Origin of the sequence: Haloarcula hispanica ATCC 33960, from assembly GCF_000223905.1 — an archaeon.
GTDB classification, from domain to species: Archaea; Halobacteriota; Halobacteria; order Halobacteriales; family Haloarculaceae; genus Haloarcula; species Haloarcula hispanica.
Genome location: NC_015948.1, coordinates 1124921 through 1142425 on the forward strand (window position 1 = coordinate 1124921; position 17505 = coordinate 1142425).

At 59.9% G+C, this 17505-nt stretch carries 19 protein-coding genes; 8 read left to right on the top strand and 11 right to left on the bottom strand.

What is annotated here, in order from left to right; all coding sequences use genetic code 11:
* Nucleotides 1-4: 4 nt before the first annotated feature.
* The 4 genes from HAH_RS05775 to HAH_RS19900 all read right to left on the bottom strand — a co-directional run bounded on the left by HAH_RS05775 (nucleotide 5) and on the right by HAH_RS19900 (nucleotide 3405).
* Nucleotides 5-1372 (bottom strand): phosphopentomutase/phosphoglucosamine mutase, encoded by a 1368-nt coding sequence (locus HAH_RS05775; protein WP_014040071.1) that lies wholly within the window; start codon nucleotides 1370-1372, stop codon nucleotides 5-7.
* A gap of 44 nt (nucleotides 1373-1416) precedes the next feature.
* Nucleotides 1417-2217 (bottom strand): FkbM family methyltransferase, encoded by an 801-nt coding sequence (locus HAH_RS05780; protein ID WP_014040072.1) that lies wholly within the window; start codon nucleotides 2215-2217, stop codon nucleotides 1417-1419.
* 201 nt (nucleotides 2218-2418) lie between these two features.
* Nucleotides 2419-3132: an archaeal proteasome endopeptidase complex subunit beta gene (psmB, locus tag HAH_RS05785; RefSeq protein ID WP_014040073.1), complete on the bottom strand. Its 714-nt coding sequence runs from the start codon at nucleotides 3130-3132 to the stop codon at nucleotides 2419-2421.
* 102 nt (nucleotides 3133-3234) lie between these two features.
* Nucleotides 3235-3405: a hypothetical protein gene (locus tag HAH_RS19900; RefSeq protein ID WP_004593118.1), complete on the bottom strand. Its 171-nt coding sequence runs from the start codon at nucleotides 3403-3405 to the stop codon at nucleotides 3235-3237.
* A gap of 273 nt (nucleotides 3406-3678) precedes the next feature.
* Between HAH_RS19900 and HAH_RS05790 the strand changes: the two genes are divergently transcribed.
* The 3 genes from HAH_RS05790 (at nucleotide 3679) to HAH_RS05800 (ending at nucleotide 4929) form a co-directional block, all read left to right on the top strand.
* The gene (locus tag HAH_RS05790) at nucleotides 3679-4050 is read left to right on the top strand and encodes a DUF555 domain-containing protein (RefSeq protein WP_004515717.1); all 372 of its coding nucleotides are present in this window, start codon (nucleotides 3679-3681) and stop codon (nucleotides 4048-4050) included.
* A 70-nt stretch (nucleotides 4051-4120) separates the two neighbouring features.
* Entirely contained in the window at nucleotides 4121-4663 is a 543-nt protein-coding gene (locus HAH_RS05795) for a CBS domain-containing protein (RefSeq protein ID WP_004515718.1), read from the top strand.
* Nucleotides 4664-4749: 86 nt separating this feature from the next.
* Nucleotides 4750-4929 carry a hypothetical protein gene (locus tag HAH_RS05800; RefSeq protein ID WP_014040074.1) on the top strand — a complete coding sequence of 60 codons (180 nt, stop codon included), beginning with the start codon at nucleotides 4750-4752 and terminating at the stop codon, nucleotides 4927-4929.
* A 27-nt stretch (nucleotides 4930-4956) separates the two neighbouring features.
* Here HAH_RS05800 and purM read toward each other — a convergent pair whose 3' ends face one another.
* From purM to HAH_RS05815, 3 genes are read right to left on the bottom strand one after another with little or no spacing between them, the layout of a single operon-like run.
* Nucleotides 4957-5973 (bottom strand): phosphoribosylformylglycinamidine cyclo-ligase, encoded by a 1017-nt coding sequence (purM, locus tag HAH_RS05805; protein WP_014040075.1) that lies wholly within the window; start codon nucleotides 5971-5973, stop codon nucleotides 4957-4959.
* A 60-nt stretch (nucleotides 5974-6033) separates the two neighbouring features.
* A complete protein-coding gene (locus HAH_RS05810; protein WP_014040076.1) occupies nucleotides 6034-6708 on the bottom strand; it encodes a site-2 protease family protein in 675 nt (224 codons plus the stop codon).
* Nucleotides 6708-8237: a TraB/GumN family protein gene (locus HAH_RS05815; protein WP_044951776.1), complete on the bottom strand. Its 1530-nt coding sequence runs from the start codon at nucleotides 8235-8237 to the stop codon at nucleotides 6708-6710. Before HAH_RS05815 ends, HAH_RS05810 begins: the two co-directional genes overlap by 1 nt.
* 247 nt (nucleotides 8238-8484) lie before the next feature.
* Here HAH_RS05815 and HAH_RS05820 point away from each other — a divergent pair, with 247 nt between their 5' ends.
* The 4 genes from HAH_RS05820 (at nucleotide 8485) to HAH_RS05835 (ending at nucleotide 10137) form a co-directional block, all read left to right on the top strand.
* Nucleotides 8485-8760 carry a PadR family transcriptional regulator gene (locus HAH_RS05820; protein WP_004515723.1) on the top strand — a complete coding sequence of 92 codons (276 nt, stop codon included), beginning with the start codon at nucleotides 8485-8487 and terminating at the stop codon, nucleotides 8758-8760.
* Between the two features lie 57 nt (nucleotides 8761-8817).
* A complete protein-coding gene (locus HAH_RS05825) occupies nucleotides 8818-9261 on the top strand; it encodes an acyl-CoA thioesterase (protein ID WP_014040078.1) in 444 nt (147 codons plus the stop codon).
* 110 nt (nucleotides 9262-9371) lie between these two features.
* Nucleotides 9372-9827, top strand: a complete 456-nt coding sequence (locus HAH_RS05830) for a hypothetical protein (RefSeq protein WP_014040079.1) — start codon at nucleotides 9372-9374, stop codon at nucleotides 9825-9827.
* 130 nt (nucleotides 9828-9957) lie between these two features.
* Nucleotides 9958-10137: an HEWD family protein gene (locus HAH_RS05835; RefSeq protein ID WP_014040080.1), complete on the top strand. Its 180-nt coding sequence runs from the start codon at nucleotides 9958-9960 to the stop codon at nucleotides 10135-10137.
* 133 nt (nucleotides 10138-10270) lie between these two features.
* Here HAH_RS05835 and HAH_RS05840 read toward each other — a convergent pair whose 3' ends face one another.
* The gene (locus tag HAH_RS05840; RefSeq protein ID WP_014040081.1) at nucleotides 10271-13096 is read right to left on the bottom strand and encodes an oligosaccharyl transferase, archaeosortase A system-associated; all 2826 of its coding nucleotides are present in this window, start codon (nucleotides 13094-13096) and stop codon (nucleotides 10271-10273) included.
* Between the two features lie 96 nt (nucleotides 13097-13192).
* Here HAH_RS05840 and aglG point away from each other — a divergent pair, with 96 nt between their 5' ends.
* Nucleotides 13193-14128, top strand: a complete 936-nt coding sequence (gene aglG, locus HAH_RS05845) for a glucosyl-dolichyl phosphate glucuronosyltransferase (RefSeq protein ID WP_044951778.1) — start codon at nucleotides 13193-13195, stop codon at nucleotides 14126-14128.
* Between the two features lie 24 nt (nucleotides 14129-14152).
* On the opposite strand, the gene HAH_RS05850 is transcribed toward aglG, so the two are convergent.
* The 3 genes from HAH_RS05850 to HAH_RS05860 are packed head-to-tail and all read right to left on the bottom strand — an operon-like array spanning nucleotide 14153 to nucleotide 17338.
* The gene (locus HAH_RS05850; RefSeq protein ID WP_014040083.1) at nucleotides 14153-15256 is read right to left on the bottom strand and encodes a sulfatase-like hydrolase/transferase; all 1104 of its coding nucleotides are present in this window, start codon (nucleotides 15254-15256) and stop codon (nucleotides 14153-14155) included.
* A 56-nt stretch (nucleotides 15257-15312) separates the two neighbouring features.
* Nucleotides 15313-16278 carry a lysylphosphatidylglycerol synthase transmembrane domain-containing protein gene (locus tag HAH_RS05855; RefSeq protein ID WP_064287912.1) on the bottom strand — a complete coding sequence of 322 codons (966 nt, stop codon included), beginning with the start codon at nucleotides 16276-16278 and terminating at the stop codon, nucleotides 15313-15315.
* 25 nt (nucleotides 16279-16303) lie between these two features.
* Nucleotides 16304-17338 carry a glycosyltransferase family 2 protein gene (locus HAH_RS05860; protein ID WP_014040085.1) on the bottom strand — a complete coding sequence of 345 codons (1035 nt, stop codon included), beginning with the start codon at nucleotides 17336-17338 and terminating at the stop codon, nucleotides 16304-16306.
* Nucleotides 17339-17505: the final 167 nt, after the last annotated feature.

Here is a 17505-nt window from a genome sequence, read left to right on the forward strand (position 1 = left end):
GGCGTCAGGCGTCAGCGGCACTGACGACCGCGACGGCGTCGCGGACCGCCTGTGTGGTGTCCGCGACCAGCGCGTCGATGTCGTCGCTCTCTGCGTACACCCGGACGTACGGCTCGGTGCCACTCGGCCGGACGAGCGTCCACGACCCGTCGTCAAAGGAGAGTCGGACGCCGTACTCGGTCGAGACGTCGGCCTCGGGGAACGCGTCCGGCAGGTCGGATTCCAGTTGCTCCATCGTTTCGGCTTTGGCGTCGTCGGGGCACTCCACACTTACTTTCTCATAGGGTCGCTCAGAGATGACAGCCCGCCTGTCGCCCACACTCTCTCCGGCGAACAGGCGCGTCAGCACGGCTGCGCTAGCAACGCCGTCGATCCAGCCCCCGAAGGCGGTGTGGATATGCTTCCAGGGTTCTGCGGCAAAGACGACCTCAGTTTCGTCGGTCGCGTCCGCGCGAACGTCGGCGATTCCGACGTGGAGCGAGCCGAGGTGGATGCGTTCGACACGGCCGCCGGCGGCTTCGACCCGTTCATCGATGCGGCCAGAGGCGTTGGGCGTCGTTACGACCACAGGGTCCGAAACGTCCGCAGTACGCGTGTAGTGTTCGGCGAGCATCGCGAGTATCGTATCCTCGTGGATGACATCGCCGTCGGCATCAACGACGACGATACGGTCAGCGTCGCCGTCGTGGCCGAACCCGAAGTCGGCGTCGGATTCGGCGACGAACTCGCGGAAATCGGCCAGTGTCTCCGGCGTCGGCTTGCTCTCACGGCCGGGGAAGGTTCCGTCGACGTTCGCCTCCGTCGCCAGCACGTCGGCACCCAGTTCTCGGAGGACCTGCGGCGTCGCCACGCTGGCCATGCCGTTCCCGCAGTCAACGGCGACTGTCAGCCCCGACGGGTCGCCACCGAGCGACTCGGCGTAGTCGGCGACAGCGCCTCGATACTCGTCGAGGTAGTCGACCGACTCCGTGTCGCCCCAGTCGCGCCAGGCTGTCGGTGTCGAGCCGTCCTCGATTCGCCCTTCGATGCGCGTCTCGTCGTCGTCGCCGTACTCGGTGCCGTCTGCAAACAGCTTGATGCCGTTGTCGGTCGGTGGGTTGTGGCTTGCGGTAATCATCACGCCGTGGCGGCCCTGTGAGGCATACGCCAGCGTCGGCGTCGGTACGCGGCCGATTCTGACGACGCGCGCGCCGGCGCTTTGCAGTCCCGCGGCCATCGCATCAGCGAGTGCTGGCGAGGTTACGCGCCCGTCGTACCCCAGCACGAACGTCTCGCCGTCTCGGCCAGTCGCCTGTCCAACTCGCAGTGCAAGGTCCGGCGTCACCTTCGATACGACATCACCGCGGATTCCCGCGGTCCCGAACAGTTCCATACCGGCGATGCGGAAGCCGACCGTATAATTCTCTCGTTCGGCCCTCACTTCTTCCCGATGAGGAATGTGTCGCCCTTGCCGTCACGGATGACCCGTTCGGCCACAGCAAAACCATGGCCCTCCAGTTGACTCCGGATGCCAGCGACGGAGTGGCCATTGGCTTCGAGTCGGTCTCCGTGGACTTCACAGTAGACGAGTCGGCACGAGGGCTGGTCGAGCGTCGTCGAGAGACCATTGAGAACAGCGCCCTCCGTTCCTTCGACATCGATTTTAATTGCGGTTGGTGTCGGCAGTTGGTTGTCGGCGATGAACTCGTCGCCGTGTCGCTTGCTAATTGTGATTGTCTCGTGCGTGTTGGCTGTCGTCACCAGTGAATGCCCGGCTGAACCGACTTTTTCGAGCGTAATGGAGAGTTCTGCCTCACCGTTTTCATCGACCAGTGCGTGTTCGAATAGCGAGATATCGGTCCGGTTGTGTTGCATATTCTGTCGCAACCGCTCGGCGTTGTCGGGATGTGGTTCGAACGCGATGACCGGGTTGTCGGTCACCTGCGATGCCAGACAGGCGTACAGGCCGATATTGGCCCCGATATCGTAGAACACGTCGTCGGGCCGGAGTTCCCCCAGTAGATCGGCGAGTACCGGCCGTTCGTCTATTTTCCAGAGGTCAGTAAACTCGTTGTAGGTTGGTATCAGAAACTCTGTGCTGACATCACCGACCGTGACCGCGTACGTGTCCCCGGCGAGGCGGTAAGAGAGAGACCGATAGCTGCCGTAAGCGTAATCGAGAGGTTTCCGGAATCCGAAACGAGACGCCATCTGAACGACGATATCGGAAGACATCATTGGAGAACACAATTCAGGCATGTTACGTATGCCTGTCGAATCAAGGTCGCTTGATTCGAGATATGCACACGCTCTTTTCAGACGGCGGTACCTCGGGCCACAGTTGCCCGTACCAGGGGTTCGAGCGCGCTCTTACGGAAGCCAGTCTCGGCATAAAAAACGGGTCCGATATCCGGGAAACAGCCCGTGTAACGCTTGTTGCTACAGCAGTTCGTCGAAGTCGTAGCCGTTGATGTCGACACCCTCGCTCGTGACATCAGCCAGGAAGATGCCGTTGCCGGACCCGGTGTCACGCTCGGCGGCGGCGTTAATCGAGGCGGCAGCGACTTCCTTGGCCGCTTCGTTGGTCATGTCTTCCTCGTAGCGGTCTTCGAGGGTCCCGTACGCGACGGTGAGCCCGGAGCCGGTGACGGTGTAGTCGTCCTTCATGACGCCGCCGGCCGGGTCGATGGAGTAGACGTGGTGGCCGTCGTCGTCGACGCCACCGAGGATAGGGTTGATGGCGAAGAAGGGGCCGCCGCGGGCGAAGTTGCCGGCCAGCGTCGAGAGGGCCTTCATGCTGATGTCCTCGCCGCGTCGTGCTTCGTAGAGGTTGACCTCGGCGCGAAGCGTCCGGATGAACGACTGTGCGCCGCCGACGCTCCCGACGAGGGTCAGCGCCGCCGTGGGGTGAATCTGCTCGACCTTCTGGACGTTCTTGTTCGAGACGAAGCGACCACCGAGCGAGGCGCGCATGTCAGTCGCGATGACGACGCCCTCGGACGTGCTGATGCCGATGGTGGTCGTCCCGGTCTTGTTCACCTTCTCCGAATCCTGTGCGGACTGTTCGGGGAGCTCGCCGACTTCGGGCGCGTACGGGTCGCTCTGGAACTCGTCAGCAGCCTGGGGTCCAGAAAGCTCCGGCCCCGGAGTCATATCTCGCATTACTGTGCGATACTAGTCGGGCGCTGATAAAACCTCTTTTCCTAGTGGGGCCTGACCGCCACCGTCCGGCCAGGCGGCTATCGGCTGCCCGCGTTACGCGCTCGCCTGGTCGTAGGCCTCGTTGAGTCCCGACACGGCCCGGTCCATCGGCAGTCGGAGACCGAACTGCTCCGTGAGCATCGCCACCGGCAGCAGCATGATGCCCAGCAGCAGGGTGAGTTGATACAGTGCGAACAGCGTTGCGGTGTACAGTCGAGCTACCATCTTCCTCGGTCGTTCCAGAGTGAGTCTGGTATATAAGTCTTGTCGCCGGATTTCAGTTGCGGACTATCGATTGTGAAGAACTACTGGCCCGCTGTCTTGCGGTTTGCTGAAATGCCTGAGAAAACGGACGACTACCCGAACGACTCCCCGATCAGACATAATGGGAACGTGAGTCAGAGGGCTGGTTCACATAAGTTATAGAGATAGTAATGGTGACGTGCGCAACAGAAGCGAATCAAAACTATCGAATAGTCGGGCCACGAGAGCTAGTGTATGAACTACCTCGTGGCGATGGAAGCAGCCTGGCTGGTTCGTGACGTAGACGACATCGACGACGCTATCGGTGTCGCAGTGAGTGAAGCGGGGAAGCGGCTCAACGAGGCCGAGATGGACTACGTCGAGGTCGAGGTCGGCGCGACCGGCTGCCCGGCCTGTGGCGAACCGTTCGACTCGGCGTTTATCGCGGCCGACACGGCGCTTGTCGGACTGGTGCTCGAAATGGACGTGTTCAACGCCGAATCCCCCGAACACGCACAGCGGATCGCCAAAAGCGAAATCGGTGGCGCACTTCGGGACGTCCCGCTGAAAGTCGTTGAGGTGTTTGAGACCGAAGCCGACGAGGACGAAGCCGAAGCCGAAGCATAATCGCGCTCCACATGATTCGCCCGCCGCAGTAGCCGTGGGCTTTTTATATTACCTCTGGTAATTAGCGGATATGGACTTACCGACGCCACAGGATCTGCGGGAGCGCCGCAACGAACTCGGGCTAACTCAGAGCGAACTGGCGGAACGGGCTGACGTCTCTCAGCCCCTTATCGCTCGTATCGAAGGTGGCGACGTGGACCCGCGGCTGTCGACACTCCGGCGGATTGTGACCGCCCTCGAAGAGGCCGAAGGCGGTATCATCAAGGCCCGCGACCTGATGAACTCTCCCGTTGTTGGCGTCGCACCCGACGATTCCGTCCACCAGACGAAGGACCTGATGGACGAGAAAGGGTACTCGCAAGTCCCCGTCATCCGTGACGGGGCACCGCAGGGACTCATCGGGAACTCCGACATCCGCCAGCGACCCGAAGAGAACGTCGGCGACCTTCCGGTGGCTGAAGTGATGAACGAATCTATCGCGACCGTCGAGCCCGACGCACCCATCGACGAAGTCGATGCTTACCTGAACCACAATGCCGCCGTGATGGTCGTCGAAGGCGGGGAAACTATCGGTGTCATAACCGAAGCGGACATCGCGCGTACGGTCAGCTAACTCCGATTCTCAGATGCGCGAACCGCGATAGTGACTCCGTAATGCCCGTAGGAGGGGCTTAAAACCGAAAACGGTGTCAGGGGTATATGTCTATTCTCACCAATGAGAGACGTATCGACATGCCCAATCCCAGCGACCCACTGTATGCCGAACTCGAAAAGGCCCTCGAGAACGCTGAAAGCGAAGCGGCCAGATACCACATCCGGCAGGCACTCCAGATACGGATCGCGGAGGAGACCGCCGGCAAAGACATCTTGTCCGCCTGATCGGTTTCTGTCAGCTCTTCGAACCGCTCAGTCGGTGAGTTCGAGCCCGTGAATCGCGACCGCCTCGTCTCCGTCAGCTACCGTCCCAATCACGCGAGCGTCCTCGCTTTTCTCGACGATCTCGTCGGCGTCAGCTTCGGGGACTGCGGCGACGAACCCAGTACCCATATTGAACGTCCGGTGCATCTCTTCGTCGGTTACCTCGCCTTCCGCCTGAACGAACTCGAAGACGGGCTGGGCCTCGAAGGGGTCCGTGATCTCGTACCGGTGACTCCCCATCCGCGTGAGGTTCGTCCAGCCGCCGCCAGTGACGTGGGCGGCCGCGTGCGTCTCGTTGGCTCGGAGCGGCTCCAGTACCTCACTGTAAATCCGTGTCGGCGTCAGCAGCTCTTCGGCGATGGTTCTGTCGGGGTTCGGCGGGAACGGGTCGGTGTACTCGTGGTCGCGCGTGACCGCCTCGCGTGCGAGCGTGAGGCCGTTGGAGTGGATGCCGGAGGACGGCCAGCCGACGATGGCGTCGCCGGGTTCGGCCTCGCCGGGGAAGACGGCGTCTTTCGGTGCCAGTCCGGCGCAGGTGCCGGCGATATCAAGCCCCTTGATGACGTCCGGCATCACGGCAGTTTCGCCGCCCACGAGCGCCACGCCGGCCCGCTCGGCCCCCGTCCGGAGCCCCGCGCCGATGTCCTCGCTCGTCTCCTCGTCCGGCGTCTCGACTGCGAGGTAGTCGACGAACGCCACCGGCTCGACGCCGGTCGCGATGAGGTCGTTGGCGTTCATCGCGATGCAGTCGATACCGATAGTCGAGTAGTCGTCGACGGCCTCGGCGACGAGGAGCTTGGTGCCGACCCCGTCCGTCGCGAGCGCGAGGTACTGGTCGCCGATGTCGACGAGCCCCGCGTAGTCGCCCTCGAACTCGCCGGCCGCGCCGATAAGCGCCTTCGTTGCCGCCTCGCTGGCGTCGATATCCACGCCCGTCTCCGCGTAGGTCAGCCCATCCGCGTCTTCCTCGTCCGTGTCGTCGGTCTCGGGTTCACCGTCGGTCATACCCGAGAGCGTGCGTGGCGCGGGCAAAAGAGCGTCGTTCCGGCGGAGCGTTGCGCCCGCTCAGAGAACGAACAGCGCGCCGACTCCGAGCAGAATCGACGGAACCGCCACGGCGAGAAACACCGGTGTGCTCCATTCCCGGACCGTTCGGCCGTCGAGCGGACCGAACGGCAGCATGTTGAAGCCGGCGAGCAGGAGATTGATCTGCAGGCCCATCCGCGCGACCTCCCAGAGGAAGCCGCCCGTACTCGACAGGAGCGCCGCGACGAACGGCACGAGGAACACGACGGCGAGCGCGAGGTTCGTTACCGGTCCGGCGACGGCGATGAGGCCGTGTTGCTTCGCCGTGAGACGGCCACGATGAACGACCGCGCCCGGCGCGGCGAACAGGAAGCCGACGAGGCCGCCCAGGACTGCGAACCCGAGCATCCGGTAGTCGGCCTTGAACGCGGCGATCTGACCGAAGCGGACGGCGACGACCTTGTGGGCCAGTTCGTGCAACAGGAAGCCGACGCCGACGGTCAGCAGGCTGACGGCGAACGTGCTGGCGATTTCGGCCGTCGACAGCCCGCCGAACTGGCCGAAGACGATGCGGCGGAACTCTCGTTCGAGGAAGAACGTAAACGCCAGTCCGAGTGCGAGCCAGGCGACGAGGAGGTCCCGGAGTTCGCGCTGGCTGAAACTGAGGCCGCCGACGGTCCGGCCTCCAGCGGTTCGCTGTCGTCGACCCGCCATCAGAGGACCCCCAGAAGTATCTGCGTTCCTTCATTGACGCCCTGCCAGAGCAGGCGCGAGACGCCCTGCATCCCGCCGATGTCCGACGAGATGTACGGGATCAACACCGGGAAGACGACGTATGAGGCGATTGCGCTGCCGACGTTCGTCAGCGCGACGACGAGGATCAGCCGGAACAGCGGCACGCCGCGCATCTGGCTGACGAGGTCCATTACCGGCGACTCCTGGTCGTTGAGTATCTCGTTGAGCGTCGCGATATCGCTGATGTTAACGGAGATGTATCGCAGTTCGACGTAGCCCGCGAACCAGCCGGCGGCAAGCAGCGGAAACAGGCTCGTCAGCCAGCCGAACGCGCCGGCGGCGGCCGCACTCGACCAGTGAGCGCCGGCCACCTTCGCCAGACCGCCGGCTAGCACGGCGTTGACGGCGACCAGCGCGACGAACAGCTCTAGCAGCACCGCCTGGCTCGCGCCACCGAGGATGAGCAGGCCGAAGAAGACGAGGAAGACGACGCCGAAGCCGTAGCCGACGAGCTTGTACAGTGAAAAGCGACGACCGCCTTCGGTTCCAGTGAGCGACTCCATCGGTGGGAGCGTCTCCGGGTCGTCGAGATAGCCCTGAATCCCCTCGCGGTGGCCGGCTCCGACAACGGCGAGGACGTGATAACCGGCCTCACGGAGGGCGATGAGCCGATGGGCGATGAACGCGTCGCGTTCGTCGATGAGCGCCTCCGCGCCGCCGGGGGAGAACTGACGGAACTCCTCCATCATCGCGCTGACGACATCAGTGTCGGTCAGTTTCTCCATGTCGAACTCCTCGACGTCGGCCTCACCGCGGAACCGGACCAACAGGGCGGCGATGGGAATCCCGATGCCGGCCGCGACGACACAGATGAGCAACAGCGTGTCGAGCAGGCCCTCGGCCGTCCCGCCAAGACCACCCGGCAAAACCGAAAGGGCACCGCTCGGAACGATGAACGGGCCACCGAAGGCCCCGGCGACGACCGCAAACAGCCCGCCGAAGACGGCACCGATGGTCAGCCCGACGGTCAACGGCGGCCCCATCTCGGCTGCGAGGCTGCCGACGAGCTTGAGTTTCTCGACGGCCGTCAGCCGCGCCCAGAACCGCTGGACGGTCGTCTGAATGTCTCGGTCGACGAGTGCGACGCCCAGACCGAGCCGTTCGGCGGTGTCGATACCCGCCTTCATGTCCGCACCCGGCTCGATGTCGAACCGGTCGCCCAGTCTGGTCTGGATGTACGACAGCATCCAGTACGCGAGGAACTGAAAGACGGTGTTCCCGCGAAGAAGATCGCTCGCATCGAGATCGTCAGGCGTTTCACCCTTGATCTGGCGATACCGGCCCTCGTCGAGTTCGACGGCGACGATATCGGGCTCGGATTCTTCGATCGCTGATTCCACTTCCTTGACGCTGTGCTCGGAGACGTGGGCGGTTCCGACGACATCGACGCGTCCCGCTCCTGACGGGTCCGGGAACTCGTCTGCCGCCGACTCCGCGTGTTCGGTCATCACCCGCGTTACACATTCGTTTCCTTTACCCTTGTCGGGTCCGGGTGACTGCCGAGAAACGGCGGTCGAAATCATGTTTGCGGCATTGTATGTTCCCGTTACGCGGCGAAGCTATTACCGACTCTCGTGTTAATACAGCCACAGATGCCGTGGTAACTACTGGACGGTGTCGGGGTTTGTAAATACGCAATAGATTTGCCGATTCAAAAGACTGATATGTACAGGGTCAAACTGTATCGGATATACGATGTATGACCTGACTGGATTCCAGCGGGACCTGCTGTACGTCATTGCAGGCCTTGACGAGCCCCACGGGTTAGCGATCAAGGAAGAACTCGAAAACTACTACGAGAGCGAAGTCAACCACGGCCGACTGTATCCGAACCTTGACACGCTCGTCGAAAAGGCGCTTATCGAGAAGGGCGAACGCGACCGCCGAACGAACTTTTACACGCTGACCAAGCGCGGCCAGCGCGAACTCGACGCCCGGAAAGAGTGGGAAGCGCAGTACGTTTCGGCATAGCCACGTTTTCGACGCCCGTCCGACAGACTCAACCCAGGTGCTGGCCAACCTCGCGCCATGCCGACGGTACTGGAAACCTATATCGAGAACCGCTGGATGGTTCAGCCCAACCACTCGAACCACCTGGGTTCGACTCACGGAGGGAACGTACTGAAGTGGATGGACGAACTCGGGGCGATGTCGGCGATGCGCTTTGCCGGCGAGACCTGCGTCACCGCGCGGATGGACCAGGTGAACTTCAAACGGCCGATACCTGTCGGTGACACAGCTCTCATTGAAGCGTTCGTCTACGACACGGGCGAAACGAGTGTCAAAGTTCGACTTCGAGTCGCCCGAGAGAACCTCAGAACCGGCGAGACTGAGTCGACAGCGGAGTCGTACTCGGTGTACGTCGCGGTCGACGAGGACAGGGACCCGGTTCCCGTTCCCGACGTGACGGCCGAGACTGACCGCGGGGAACGACTGCGACAGCGCGCCCTCGACGGGGAAGCGAACCGCTGATACTGTCTGCTGTACTCACGCAATGGATATTGCCACCTCGGAGTGACGACGACCGTCAGAGAGACAGCCAACAGTACGACCTTTATTCCGCTCCGCTGCCAACCACGACTATGACACTGGATGTCGAGACGCCGGAACGGCCGGAACTGTCCACCGGCGTCGCTGCCGACGAGTACGACGACGCCGAAGTACAGGGCGACGAATACCGGCGCGAGGAGCTCGCCGCGGCCCTCGACGACGGCGCGTGGGCGGAGGCCTTCGAGGAGTGGGCCGCGGACGCGTCGCTCGATGCCGACCAGTGGGCCATCGTCACGGATCTAGGCCTCATCGAGGAGTTCGATTTCTTCTGGGACTCCTTCGCGGGCCGTGTCGGCTACCATGCCCCGGGCTTGCCCGAGGACTGGCGTGAACGGGAGATTCACCCGGACATCGACTCCTGGGGCACTGTCTCAGGTATCAACGCCGGACTGACCGAGTTCGGACAGGTCGTCTGTGAGGTGCTGGCCGACGAGTACATCGACTGGGAAGCGGAGGAAGTCGGTGCGGACGACCTCCCGGACTTTTGAGCGTCGTATCGTTTGCACTACCCGGGAGTCAGTGTCGGTACAGCACACCCACGGCGTCGGTTGCGAATCGCTTCGGACAGCCCGGTCAGGGACCGGCAGCCTGATAACGACCCACGCGCTTGCACCAGATATGGCTGAAATCGTCACCCCACGCAAACGCGAGTGTGAGCGGTGTGGGCGGGTCGACGAGTGGGACCCAGAACAACACAGTTGGCGCATCGTCACCGACGACGACACCAAGCAGTCCGGTGACCCGCACTGCCTCCACGAGTGGGACATCAACGGCACGTTCAATCCGCTAGCCGAGTGAGCGCGGTACCGCTGCTGTCGGTTTTTTCGCGAGCATGGACCACTGCTAGAACGCGGCCCGTCGACGAAATCCTGTAAAAATTCTCAGTTGGACCGAACAGTCGGCCTGACGGTGACTGACCGCTGGGACTCCGTTATGCGCCCGCTTCAGCCGCGTCCTCGGTCATCGGGGTGCGCGATTCACCGCTGGTCTCGTCGCCCTGCTGAATCGTTATCGGCTCCAGTTCGACGGTTGCGGCGGAGTCGTCCTCGCCGATGACCTGTCCTTCGGTCACCTCGGTCGTGCCGGTAAAGCCGGTCCGGTTCCCGTCGTTGGTCCCGATTGCTGTGAACTGGTACTGAGTCTCGGCACGGACGCTCACGTTCGTGTAGCCCTCGTCGGTCCCCCAGTCGTCGTATCCGGTAGTCGAGTAGGGAACGGTCATCTCGAAGTTCCCGTTCTGGTCGGTCTGGGTCCGCTGGCGGTAGACGAACGTCTTGTTCGTGGCCGGGTTACGCATCTCCACGGCGGTCCGCACTGTCGTGTTCGCCGGTCCAGTCCCTTCGACCGTCGCACCGGGGACGCGCTCGAATATCTTCGTCCAGGCCGAGTGCCGGTACTGCGAAGTGTCTGGGAACGCCTCGGTCTCACTGGACCCAACCAGGCGGTAGTGCTCCATCGCCGGAACCCGCTCGGGTGGAGCGCCACCGTACCCACCGAGTTGTGAGGTCGTGTCCTGTTCGACGTACTGACGGGCTTCCTCCATGCTCTGGAACTGGCGAACGATCTGTCCCTGCCGCTGGCCCTCCGGTTCCTCTTCGTTGGTCGGCGCACCACGGTACTGGCCTCCTTGGCGAGTCTCCTTGTTCTCCCAGTCGATGACAATCGGTTGCGGCTCCGCGGCACTGCCGTGGAACCGGTACAGCCGAGTGACCATCGTCTCGTAGTAGGCCTGCTGCTGGAACGTCACCTGCTGGACACCGCCGCCCCGAGACTGGACGTACATTCGACTGTAGAAGTCACTGGCCTGCACCCCGTCGACGAATGCCGATGGAGCGAAAAACTTGCCACGGTAGGGGTCGTTCCCGTTCGTCTCGACCATCCGCCAGTCGACGGCCACGTACCGCGTCTTCGCGTCATCCTCGTCTGTGCTGTCGAGGACATCGTTCGCCCGCGTTTCGTTCTGTGCAACTAGGAACGGGGCAGCCGTGTCCGTTCCCTGCTGGAAGGGGTTCGCATTCGGGACGCGCTCGGCCCTGGTAGTAATCCAGTGCCCGTAGTCCCACCACGACAGGACGCCGTACTGCCCTTCCTGATAGTCGAAGTCCTCCTGTTGATCATAGGTACCGTAGTAATCGAGCGTCGCGTCGCCACCGGAGCCGTACGCGCCCTCCGCAGGCGTGTTCCCTTCCATCCACTGCAGGCTCTCGTCCCAGCCCTGAATAGCCGGTCCGGGACCGGTCTTGCCAGCCTCGACCGGCGATGTCGTACCAAAGGCGAACAGCGGGACGACGATGACGAGGAGTACCGCGAGAATTGTTATGACCTGATAGTATTCGATCCCGTCGTCGGCACTGAAATCGAACCAGAGTATAAACCGACCGACGACCATCCCTGACAGCACTGCGATTGGCGCAGCGATATAGTACGCGAACCGCTGCTGGGTGAACGTAGCAAGCAGAATGAACAGCGCCCAGACGACGACGAGTAGCTCTTCGGCGGGGGCGTCGTCGGAGAGGAGCTGCTTTCCGAGCAAAAACAGGCCACCGATCGCCGCAACGATGACAGCGAAGCCGTGTGCGTTAAACAGAACGCCGGCGTCCCGCAGTGGGGCCGCTTCGCCGACGGTGCTGGCCGTTTCGCTGATGGAGAATCCGATGACCCGCATTACGTTTCGCGTAAAGAATTCCCACAGAGTAGGGGTCAAGACGGCCATCAGGACAGCCCCGATAGCGAGAATCCCGAACACGGTCGCAGGGTACACGTACCGGCCGTACTCGCGCTGCTCCATGAATCGGGCCAGCCATGCCATGAACACGCAGCCGAGGCCAACGGCCAGTGCCAGTCCCGGCTGTAGCAGCGACTGAGAGGTCGCTGTGATTTCAAGGACGGTGATTCGAGACGCGCTCACTACAGCGGTAGTTATCATCGTGATTGCGCCCGCGATGGCCGTGTGTTCCGGGCTGCTGTCGTGAACATACTCCAGACACAACCGGAGCAGGAAGAAGACACCGAGAATCCCGAGAAGGAGTACACCCGGCGGCCAAACCCAGAGATACAGGGCAATCGCCACACCGGCCAGCATGGACCAACTGATGGTGTCCCGCAATGCATCGATATCTCGCTCAAGGAACTGCTCGTAGATCGGCTTGTCCCGCGCGGCGACGCTGACAGCCACCATGACTCCGAGGACACCGAGTACCTGAAAGAGCGCTTCAGCGACGTGGTGGTCGGAGAAACCGACGAGGCTCCGTTGCAGGAGCCACCCCGTCGAGAATGCCATCACAGTAACTGCAGTTACACCGCCGAGGCGGCCGCCGAGTCGCCGTCCGATGAGGTACGTCGGAATCGCAACGAGTGTTCCGAACACGGCTGGCGCGAACAGGACCGTCATCGCGACCGTCTGGTCGCTGGGTGAACCCAGACCGATAATCAGGGCCACTGTCGCGATGATCTGGTCGAACAGCGTCCCGAACTGCCCGTTACTGGTTCCGTATGGGAAATTCGTCCAGGGGTCGAACGGCATCGTCGAGGGCCAGTTCTGGACCACGTACTGCGTCGAACGGTAGTGGTACCAGGCGTCGTTCCCGCTGAAGAGCACCTCGCCGTCAACGATAAAGTTCTGCCAACTCCGGACACGATTCCACAGCATGAACCCGAGCAGTACCAGGAGGACCGGAACGTGGTACCAGCGCTCGGCCCACTCCAGGGCGGACTCGAGTTCGGGGTTGTCGTCAAGATAGCCCCGTGATTGACTCATTGCACGGAAAAACTGCCAAGGCGCGCATAAGCCTTTTGACCTCTGTGCGAGCGCAGGATGGAAACGCCTAACAGCACCGGTGGCACACCACCGACCATGCGAGTCTCGGTCGTGCTCTGTACGCACACGATGGAGCGGTACGACGACTGCCGGGCGGCGGCCGAGAGTGTCTTAGCCCAGACCTACGACGACGTGGAACTCGTACTGGTCTCGGATGGTAACCAAGAAGTGTACGAACAGTACGACTCTGACTACGGCGACCGGGACGCTGTCATGACTCACTGCAACGATGCAAACGTCGGACTGCTAGAGAGCCGGAACAACGGGGCCGGAGTCGCCACCGGTGACGTAGTCGCGTTCATCGACGACGACGCAATCGCCGATGAAGAGTGGGTCGCGGCGCTAGTCGATGCCTACGAACGACACGACGCCCTCGCGGTCGGCGGCCGAATGACGCCGGCGTGGGTCGCCGGCAAACCGAGCTTTCTCCCCGAGGAGTTCTACTGGCTCATCGGCGTCACCCACCGTGGCTTTGGCCCGAATGGCGACCCCGACGAACCCGGCGTCGTCCGCAACACCTTCGGCTCGAACATCTCCTTCGACCGGGACGTGTTCCTTGAACTGGGCGGCTTCGACGACGATATCGGCGGCCGCCAGGGCGAGAAGAACCTCCAGGGCGGGGAGACGGAACTCTGTGCGCGCTTGCGAACGGAATACGACGAGGGAGTGTACTACACCCCGGACGCGCTCGTCGCGCACAAGATATTCGACTACCGAACCGACCCCGGGTGGCTCGTCGACCGCGCGTTCTGGCAGGGGTACTCGAAGCGCGGCATGGAGGTGTTTGTACCGGAATCGACCGGCGAGGAGTCCGATTTCCTCAGCGACCTCCTGTTTCGGTTCCTCCCGTTACGTCTCCGTGGACTCGTCGAATCTCCGTCGCTCGGCGCAGTCCTGCAGCTGGTCTTCCTGTTTCTTCTCACCAGCAGTGTCGGCGTGGGATACCTTTACGGAATGTACGTCTGGAGATAGCACTGACCGGTCTACAGTACGACGTTACTCAACGTATCCAAGGTCCTGAAGTCGCTCTTGGACCTCTTCTGCCTGTTCGTTCCTTTTGACATGGGTATCAGTACCTGCTTCCGTCATCGATACACGTCCATCGGTGCTGGTAACGGTGTAGTCGTTGGTTGCGAGTCGGAGTGAAGCCGTATTGTGCCAGGGCGCAATTGTCAGCGTATACGACCTGGATTCTGATCGAATATCGATACCGTTCCACTCCTCGGGCGGATCTATGCCGGCTTGAGTAGCGATCATCGGCCCAATGTCGAGGAGACTACACCGATCTCCAGTAAGCGAAATATCGTTGCTGACAATGGGAACGGTGACCAGCTTATCGGCTGTTCGCCTGCGCTGTGGTTGATGATAGTAGTACCCCTCTTCCCCGAATTCATCGCCGTGATCTGAGGTGAATATGAACGTCGGATCACCATCGAGATCCATCAAAAGATCTTCAATGACGGTATCGACTCTTGAGAGGGCATTTTTATAGGCCGATGTAATCTCTTGGTGTTCGGAATCCTTGAGCGAGGACGGTGAAAACAAGGCTTTCCTATCGAGTGACCTCGAAATGGCGTCATCACCACGGCCATATGGCCGATGGCTACCCATTAAATGCACCCACATGAACCGAGGCCCAGTAGCTTCGTTGAACTGCTCTATTGCTTGCTCGACAACCGCTTTATCAGTCGGAAGATCGGACATTTTCGCATGTGGCGGAAAGAAGCGATGGTAGACTTTTCGAAGAAGATCAAACTGCCCGAGAATCTCCCGTCGGTTGCTGCCGCGATTGCCTGCATCAACGAAATTCTCGTACTTATCGAACCCCTGATTGAAATTGAACACTTCGTCAAGTTGTGGGCTCGGAGCTAGACCGATTGTCGTGTACCCGGCGTTCGACATGACTTCGGGTATTGTTGGTCCAGCTACAGCCGACTTCATCGTTGCCTGGTACTGACTAGACAGGAGGCCTGCTAGACTCGGCCTGGTGTAATGGCCGACTGTCGTTCCCGATTGTGTTGGGAATCCCGAAAGAAACTCCATCTCTTCGATGTAGTCATACCGGACCGAATCAGCTGTAATCAGCACGATATCGTTCATTTACTTGGGATTGACAGTCGGGCATTATATCCCTTCTTGAATCAGGTTTCGAAGTTTCAGGAACGGAGAGTATGAACGGCATATACGGCGCCACCGATAATATTGTTTATTACTCGGAGAATAAGCTGCATTACGACTCCGAACGTCAACGCGACACCGTCTCCGACTCCCACCGAAGTGAACAGATATAGATACGCGCTCTCACGCACCCCAAAGCCTTGGATTGATATCGGCAAAAAGAGGAAGAGTTCCACTAGTGGAATAAATACAAAAAAGTACACGAGTGGTATCTCAATCCCAAGCCCCAAGGCGACGACGTAGTTGCTGGCGATCAGTAAGACTCGGAACACGACCGAAAGTAAAAGTGCAATGACCACTGCTCGTTTGGCTTGACGATACTCGTACACTGCAGTGTACAATCTTTCAGCCCGGTTCCCGATGTCGAGCACTTGTATGTCAAAAATCGTTGTTTCTAGGACTGGACGTAACAGGTCAGTAAATAGCAATAGTGGTATCGTAATTATCCCGACCGCACAGCCGAGGAGTACCATATCTGCGATCCGAGTCGGAACTAGTTCGTAGCCAAATGCGACCGCAACCAAAACGATACACAAGATCGAGTAGAGGCCAGCAATCCGCTCAATCACGACAGAAGAAACTGATGCGGATCCGTCGTTTGTATCCGCATAGAGGTAGTACATCCGTGCAGTGTCTCCACCGATAATTGATGGGAGGAACGCATTGAAGAACTGGCCGATGTAGTAATAAACCCAAGCGGTGAGGAGCGTTAATTTTATACCTTTCACAGAAAGCAGAACTCGCCACTTCCAAGCGCTGAGGCCGACACCAAGAACACTTAGTCCAACAGCGATAATTAGTGTGACTGGCTCAAGCGTTTGGAGATGTTCAATGAGTGTGTCGAATCCGACTCTACTGATCACATACCAGAGTAGTATTACACTGATAGAAACGCGAAGCAAAGCCGAGAGGATGCTACGGATGTCTGTGTTTCTTCTTGACATACTAATACAGGGTGTCAGCTATAGGTCACTTGTTTTCCGCGCCACCGCCGATAACTACTTCCACACGGTAGGGGTCTCTCTCAATGTAGTGTAACTTTGTAATCATCTCCGCCAGAAATCCGAACATAATCAAAATAAGGCCAAATAGAACGAGTGCAACCGTTAGTACAAGTCGGGGAAGATTTGGCAGTAGCGGGACACCCAATACGTACTTCGAGAACACTGCATGAATCCCGATTAGCATCCCTATCCCAAACGAAACCAATCCGAACCCACCGAGGAAGTGAACCGGTCGGGTTGAGTACCGGTTCCAGAATACCTGAAACAAGAGGTCAACAAAGCCCCTTATGAGTCGTTTCGTGCCGTATTTTGAACTGCCCTCCGTCCGGGGGCGATGGTTAACTGGGATTTCTGTAATTCTGTAGCCCCGGTTGTACAATTTTGCCGGAATATACCGGTGACCCTCTCCATACAACTCTATTTCGTTAAGAGCATCTGACCGATATGCCTTCAGAGTACAACCGAAATCGTGGATATCTGGCCCGGTCCAGCGTGCCATCCGTGTCTGTATCGCGGATGGTATCGTCTTTGTCAACGGGTCGTTCCGGTCTCGCCGCCAGCCACTGACGCAATCATAGCTATCGGATTCGCTGTCCCCACTTATCAACATATTGAGGAGGTCCGGAATGTCTTGTGGGTCGTTCTGTCGATCAGCATCAAGAGTTACGATAAATTCGCCAGTTGCTTGTTTGATACCCGCGTTCAAGGCTGCACTTTGTCCAAAGTTGCGGGACAGTAATAATCCGAGAACGTTCTCATTGTGTTCTGCCAAGTCACGGATAACGCTCCTAGTACCATCGGTACTACCATCATCAACGATAACGATGTTATATGGCGAAAATGCCGGTTCGTCCTGGAATACTGACTGGATTTCCTCGATTAGTGGCTCGACATTATCCACTTCATTGTACGCTGGCAGTACAACGGAGGTTCGAACCTTGTCATGGTCTTCACCTGTGAATTCACTTGCGTTACCCCGTACGTCCTCTGTCGTCGCCATTATGTGATGCCGTGACTGTGATTCTTCAAGCAGGTTTATTAACAGTTGTCATTCACAGTACTGCCCACGATAGAAATCATATAGAGTCGTTGTATCGGTAGTTGTTAGTAATTGTCTTCTGGGGCTGGAGAAGACTCAGTAATCTCAGCACGAAGAACAAGTTATGA